Annotated in this window: 8 protein-coding genes; 3 read left to right on the forward strand and 5 right to left on the reverse strand. The window is 64.5% G+C overall.

Going from position 1 to position 5893, the window contains the following annotated elements; all coding sequences use genetic code 11:
* From WAX14_RS03210 to WAX14_RS03230, 5 genes are all read right to left on the reverse strand, one after another.
* Positions 1 to 213: winged helix-turn-helix domain-containing protein (locus WAX14_RS03210; RefSeq protein WP_422626649.1), on the reverse strand; the 213-nt coding region annotated here is incomplete at its 3' end.
* A 466-nt stretch (positions 214 to 679) separates the two neighbouring features.
* Positions 680 to 859, reverse strand: coding sequence for a hypothetical protein (locus WAX14_RS03215; RefSeq protein WP_422626650.1), 180 nt, complete (start codon positions 857 to 859; stop codon positions 680 to 682).
* A gap of 9 nt (positions 860 to 868) precedes the next feature.
* Entirely contained in the window at positions 869 to 1171 is a 303-nt protein-coding gene (locus WAX14_RS03220; RefSeq protein ID WP_422626651.1) for a nucleotidyltransferase family protein, read from the reverse strand.
* 119 nt (positions 1172 to 1290) lie between these two features.
* Positions 1291 to 1677 (reverse strand): nucleotidyltransferase family protein, encoded by a 387-nt coding sequence (locus WAX14_RS03225; protein WP_422626652.1) that lies wholly within the window; start codon positions 1675 to 1677, stop codon positions 1291 to 1293.
* Positions 1678 to 2166: 489 nt separating this feature from the next.
* Positions 2167 to 3030 (reverse strand): hypothetical protein, encoded by an 864-nt coding sequence (locus tag WAX14_RS03230; RefSeq protein WP_422626653.1) that lies wholly within the window; start codon positions 3028 to 3030, stop codon positions 2167 to 2169.
* 799 nt (positions 3031 to 3829) lie between these two features.
* Here WAX14_RS03230 and WAX14_RS03235 point away from each other — a divergent pair.
* The 3 genes from WAX14_RS03235 to WAX14_RS03245 all read left to right on the forward strand — a co-directional run.
* On the forward strand, positions 3830 to 4423 hold the full coding sequence (locus WAX14_RS03235) for an NYN domain-containing protein (RefSeq protein ID WP_422626654.1): 594 nt from the start codon (positions 3830 to 3832) through the stop codon (positions 4421 to 4423).
* On the forward strand, positions 4420 to 5232 hold the full coding sequence (locus tag WAX14_RS03240) for a hypothetical protein (protein ID WP_422626655.1): 813 nt from the start codon (positions 4420 to 4422) through the stop codon (positions 5230 to 5232). The genes WAX14_RS03235 and WAX14_RS03240 overlap by 4 nt, the downstream gene beginning before the upstream one ends.
* 205 nt (positions 5233 to 5437) lie before the next feature.
* The coding region (locus WAX14_RS03245; protein WP_422626656.1) for a hypothetical protein at positions 5438 to 5893 on the forward strand (456 nt) is incomplete at its 3' end.

Raw genomic sequence — 5893 nt, forward strand, 5'->3', positions numbered from 1 at the left:
GAGGCGGTTGCGGCCGTGGGTGCGGATGGTGACCAGGCCGGCCTGCTCGAAGCGGCTGATCTCGCGGTGCGCGGTGGCGATCGGGACATCGGCGATGCGGGCGAGGTCGGTGATGGTGGCCTCGGCGTTCGGGTTCTGGGTGAGCCACGTGAGGATTTCCGCCTGCCCCTGGCTACGGAAGATGGGGAGGAGAGACGGTGCAACGTTTCTCATACATGGACGATATCATCCATTTAAAGGAAACGTTGGAAGAGAGCGCTTCCACGTGCGGTGCGCTCGCGCGCTCGGCTGGTGTTTCCCCGGGAAACAGTGCACTGCCCCGTCGAGCGTTTCCCCGGGAAACAGCAACATGGTCGGGTGGCCCGACCGCCGCACAGGCATCCGCCCCGCCTGCCGTAGCGATCCGATGCTGGCACCGAAGTCGATGCCCGCGGCACACTCGGCGAGGCCAGGACCCTGGTTGCCAGAGGCCAGCGCGCCGCAACACTCGCCAGCGAGACAGTCCGGCGAACATCGCCGAGATGATGCGCGCGACACCCCAGACGATCTTCACATCGACGTCGACGTAACCGTGGCTGATCACATTCCGAATTTCGATCAGGCGATTCCGGCTGTCGCTACCGTGCTTGCCGTTGAGCTGTCGCTACCGTGCTTGCCGTTGAAACGGGGAACAGCGCTCTCATACCTTGGCCAGGTTCTCGCCGACGACCTGCATACGCATCAACATCGCGTCGGAATCATCCGTATTGTTTTGGGCCGAAACGACATTCGTCGCATTCCTGCGTTCGAGAACATCGATCATGTCCAACGCCGACTCGAGATCCGGTAGCGCGGCGTGGGCTTCGCCATTGACGAGCACTGGTTCGTGCTACAGGATCGGCAACAGATCCGGCTCGATGTACGGGGCGAACCAACGGGAGATCTTCGTGGTGACGTCGACCTTCACCGGGACCGCAGCTTCGAGTTCGACCACCAATCCGGCGAAGTCCCATCCGGTGCGGTTCGGGTCCATCTCGATGAGCAGATCCAGGTCACTGTTCTCGTTCTGTTCCCCGCGGGAATAGCTTCCGAAGACCCACGCCGAGACCGCCCCGCCCTTCACGAGAATCTCCCTGAGGGTCTCCAGTGCGATCGGAAGCCTCAGGTCATCCGCCGACTTCGCGTGTGCCATCACAGTCCCTCCCGTCGTGTGACGATGATATGTGCCGTGACCTGCGACCGGTGGAGCGTGCGTCCGTCCCCGTCGGCCTCGCACCCGGGTCGGTGCCGGATCGATCCGGCCCCCGCGCGCTACTGCGCTCCGTTGCACCGCCGGGCGATCCTGTCGTTCGAACCGGCATTTCTCGACGCATCCCCCTGCTCCCCGATCGCAGAGGCGGCCCCGGATACCTCCGCGGTGGCGACGCCGCGCGTGACGACATCGACGGAGACTGCGAGTAGTTCGGAGAGCTCTTCGGCCAGTCCGAGCATGGAGACGATCTGTTCGTACTCGGGTGCGTCGATACTGACCATCAGGTCGATGTCGCTGCACGGTCCGGCGTCGCCTCGCGCCACGGAACCGAACACGGTGATGTCGTAGGCGCCATACCGGTCGAGGACCGCGGCGACCTCGGCAGTGTGGGCGCGCAGCACGCCGCGCAGTCGTCGACTGTCGGGCGAGGGCGCCTGTCCGGTCATGTCCGGCTTCCTTTCTGGTACCGGTGCATCGAGCGTAGTGCTCCCGGCTGTGTGGGCGCAGGATCACGGGCAGGGTCGATGGCGCACAGATCAGCAGTCCGGCACCAACTCGACCTCGGGTATGTCCGACAGATGTCGGAGTTCACGCGCCGCAACCCCGATGTCTGCGACCTGGTCCCACCCACCCAGTTCCTGTGATCGGCGAAGACACGAGCGAGGGTGGGATGTGGAGTCACCGGTCAACTGGCCAGGGGTCTCGAGATCAATGCAGTCGCACCACCACAGGACCACGGATACGACCGCGGCAGTCAGCAACGGATCGTGCGCGAACAGCTCCGGCCATGCCTGCATCCGGTACGTCTCCTCGGTACGTCGACGATCCTGTCCCCGTTCTCAGTGCGCCTCGGGCATCTGGACGGCTTGTAGACGTCGAAACGACGGAAGACCCCGCGCTGTGGCGAGGTCTTCCGCATGTAGTGGTCGGTCAGGCTAGGAGCCTGCCATCGAAGGGCATTCGTACTCGATCATCGTGTTCACCATGTCGGCAGCGATGTCCTTCGGGACCCCTTGATCGTCAACGAAGCCTTGAATGGTGCGGTCCACGACACCGTCCTGCACCGGGTCGAGTTCCATCATCCCGCAGACCATCTTTGCGACCTGCTTCGCTTCGTCTGCGGGTATCGGGGTGGGCTCGTCGGCAATCGTGGTGAGCTTGTCGGCCAGCTCCTGGTAGTCGGGTTCTACCTCTACGGGAAGCGCAACGGATGTCGGTGCGCTTGCCGTGGCGGTGTTGGGGGTCGTCGTCGAGAACGGAATGACGACCTTCTGGCCGTCACGCTGGAGGTTCCACACAAACTCGCCCTCAGGAGCTTGCGCGGCGAGCACGATCCACCCGCGCTGCTTTTCACCTGCGCTGATCGTATCGAGGAGTTCGGAGTACTCGAAGCAATCCGAGCTGTCTTGGGAATGAGCCAGCGTATTCGCCGTGTACCCATCCTTATCGCGCTCCGAGATGCTCAGGCTCGGCATGTTGATGAAGTTGCCCGACGTGCCGGCTTCGACCGACAGCTCAAGGGCGATGTGGTACGGGCGCCCAGCGCGTTCATCGCTCGATTTCGGGTCGTACGACGGGTACGAGCACGGGGGGTCGATCTGGATGCTCAACAGCGTTGCGCTGCCTACCGGATCGCGCCCGAAGGTCACGGTGTCACCGATCTTGAACTCCGTCTCGGCAGGTGCGGCCGAGGAGGCTGCACCAGCGGACTGGGGACTGCCACCAACATTCTCGTTACTGCTGCAACCTGCCAAGGGCAAGATCAGAGCTAGCGGGATTGCGAGCAATGTACGTTTCACGCGCTGAAGTTAGCAGGTCGCGCCTCCCGACAAGCTCATTGAAGCCTCAACCAGAATTTGATCTTGAATTCGTGTCGCAGCTCCTCGGCGACCTGCGCGCCGGCGCGGCGCTGTACCCGGATCCGCACCGCCGACATCGTGGCCGGCGGTGTCACCGTGACAGAACCGCAGGTAGACCACCGACTACGGGCGGATCCCATTCAATCTGGATTGAAAAGAGCTTTCGGAGCATCCGATAGGTGGAGATCTTTCGGAGCATTCGTTGCAGAAAAAGCCTTCGCATCATTCGGGCCACGGAGTGCTTGCACAGCATCCGACTGAAAGAACGATTCCGAAGCTCGATTGGCCGCAATCAATAAAAGACAAAATGTGAACTCTCAAGCCCAGAGCATTCGAACTCAAATCTGGCCGCAATCGATCCGGATGAAACAAATCATTCCCGAGCGAAGTTGTCCATAAACCCATCAATAAGGCTTTGATACTTGGCTCGTAAATAATGTTTCGAACACTTCGATGTTTCGGATTGATTTATTGTCAAAGCACGCGCACGAGCATCATACATACAGGTCACAGCGGCTTTCTCGTCAACGCTCGCCAGCCCCTTCGCGCCGCAGACGAGGGCGGCGAACCGCCACGAGCGGCGGCGCGAGTCCGCCCGAAAAAACAATTTCGGAGAATTCATTGACAATGCGCCTGTGGGCTGCGCATGATGGGTTCATCAACAATTCGCCGCCGCGGACAATCGGTTACCGGAACCAGGCAGGCGGACCACTCGAATTCATACCCGAGGAGAACACGCATGCACAAGACTGTTGCGTCCGGCAAGATCATCGTCGATGGCTGGAATATCGTCGCCGGCACGGACTACGTCCTGCCCTGGGGTCGGCCGAGCAACACCCTCGACCTGGACCTCGGGCGGATGGCCGACGTCATCGCCGCCAAGTCGAACCGCCCGATCCGTTTCGACGAGATCGCCGTCCACCTCGGTGTCTGCGATCGGCAGCGGCACCCGCAGCGCTACGCCACCGAGCAGGCCATGATCCGCCGGTGGCAGCGAGATCCGCGGGTCAGCACCAGGATCCGCCCCAACCACTTCGACGCGGCCACCGGCACCTACACCGAGAAGGGCGTCGATACCGCGATCGCGTTGGACCTGTGCACCTCCCATGCCTCCGGCCGGTTCGATGCGGTGGTGCTGTTCACCGCCGACGCCGATCTGCTGCCCGCCCTCGAACAGGCCTATCGGGCGCCGGGGACGGTGGTGCAGCTGGCTCGGTGGAAGGATCAGCCGAGCAGCCTGTGGCTGCCGGGCGAGAAGCTGTGGGTCTTTTCCCTGGACGAGGCGGATCTGGCGCAGTGCTCGGTCCCCCACACCACCTGGGACATCGCATGATCGACCGACACACGGGCACGGCGCCCACCGGCACCGAGTTCCTCGACACGTTGATCGAGAACATGACACCCGGAGGCGCGTGGGCGGCGACGGCCGGCACCGTAGATGCGGTGGAGATCGTGATCGAGGCGGCCCGCAGGACCGTCCTCGACCCGGCCCGGCGCCTGGTCGCCGCCGAGATCGACGATCCCCGGCCGGAATCGTGGACCGGACAGTGGCCCGACAGCGAGGGGTTCTACCTCGCGACGATCGTGGTTCGGTTCGAGCAGCTCCTCGAGGCCTGTGAGGCGGTCACGGCGCTGCACCGCAGCGGCCGTCACCGCGCGGGATGGGCGGTGCTCGGCCAGGCCGCCGACACCCTCACCCGCCTGTGGATGCTGACCGACACGCTGGTGTGCAGCCAGCCGCGGGACGAAGCTCGCCGATCGTCGCACGCGTGGTACGCGTTCGCCGACGCCTACAACCTGATCGGTCTCGGCCCGCGCCTCACGGTCCACCCGTTCGACGCGGCGCTGTCCGACGACGTCGGCGAAGACGAGGATCGCAGTCTCGACGACGGCCGCCAGGGCGCCTCGTCCCGGGCCCGTGAGCTCGTCACCGCGATCGAGCACGGTGTCCGGTTGGCGCAGGTGCACATCCCCGGCGCGCTCCTGCTCGATCCGGCCGCGGCCACCGACCCGGGCGGCGTCGGCGCCGGCCTGGCCGCAGGTCCACTGATCCGGGCGCAGCTGCAGCTGACCGCCGCCCTGGTCCACACCGCGGCGATCTCGATCGATACCGCGTTCACCGTCAGCATCGATCACCGCTGACCCCCCTCGCCTCCGGCCGCCCCCTGCCGGTGCAGACACGAGGGCATCTTCACCCCACCGGCGGGACGCAACCCAGCCGGCATTCCCGCCCCGGGATCACCGGCCCGGGATTCCCTGCACCACAAATCTTTTCCCGAGGCGACGGCTCATGCCCGTCCCCACACAACTGTTGCACCTCGGCAACTTTCACCCAAAGGAGAAAACCATGAACAACTACGATGATCTGCGCAAGGCCGTCGAAGGCAGCGACGGCCCGTTCAAGGTCGAGATGCGGATCCTCAAGCGGATCGACGGCGCCGGACGTCTCGGCTCGAGCGTGCTGTCGACGATGAGCGCGGCGCTGGCGAACAACGGGATGGGGCACCTGCCGCCCGAGCTGCCCAGCAGCCAGGACGAGGACGTGCGGCTCTACCCGATCAACAGCCCCCTCGGCGACGTGATCACCGCCGTGCTCAACCCGACCGACCAGCGCGACGCGACCCTGCGCAACATCGGCGCCACCGGAATGGGCGCGCACGCATTCGAACAGCTCCGCCAGATCCGGCAGATCCTGGCTTCCCAGCCGTCACCGGCGGCCGAGCCGATCCCCGAGGCCCCGGATCGGCGCGGGGAACCGGCGCCGCACACCCCGGTCGGGTCTCTGGCGGCACTGCTGCCGCCG

Source organism: Rhodococcus sp. (in: high G+C Gram-positive bacteria) (assembly GCF_049299235.1).
GTDB lineage: Bacteria > Actinomycetota > Actinomycetes > Mycobacteriales > Mycobacteriaceae > Rhodococcus.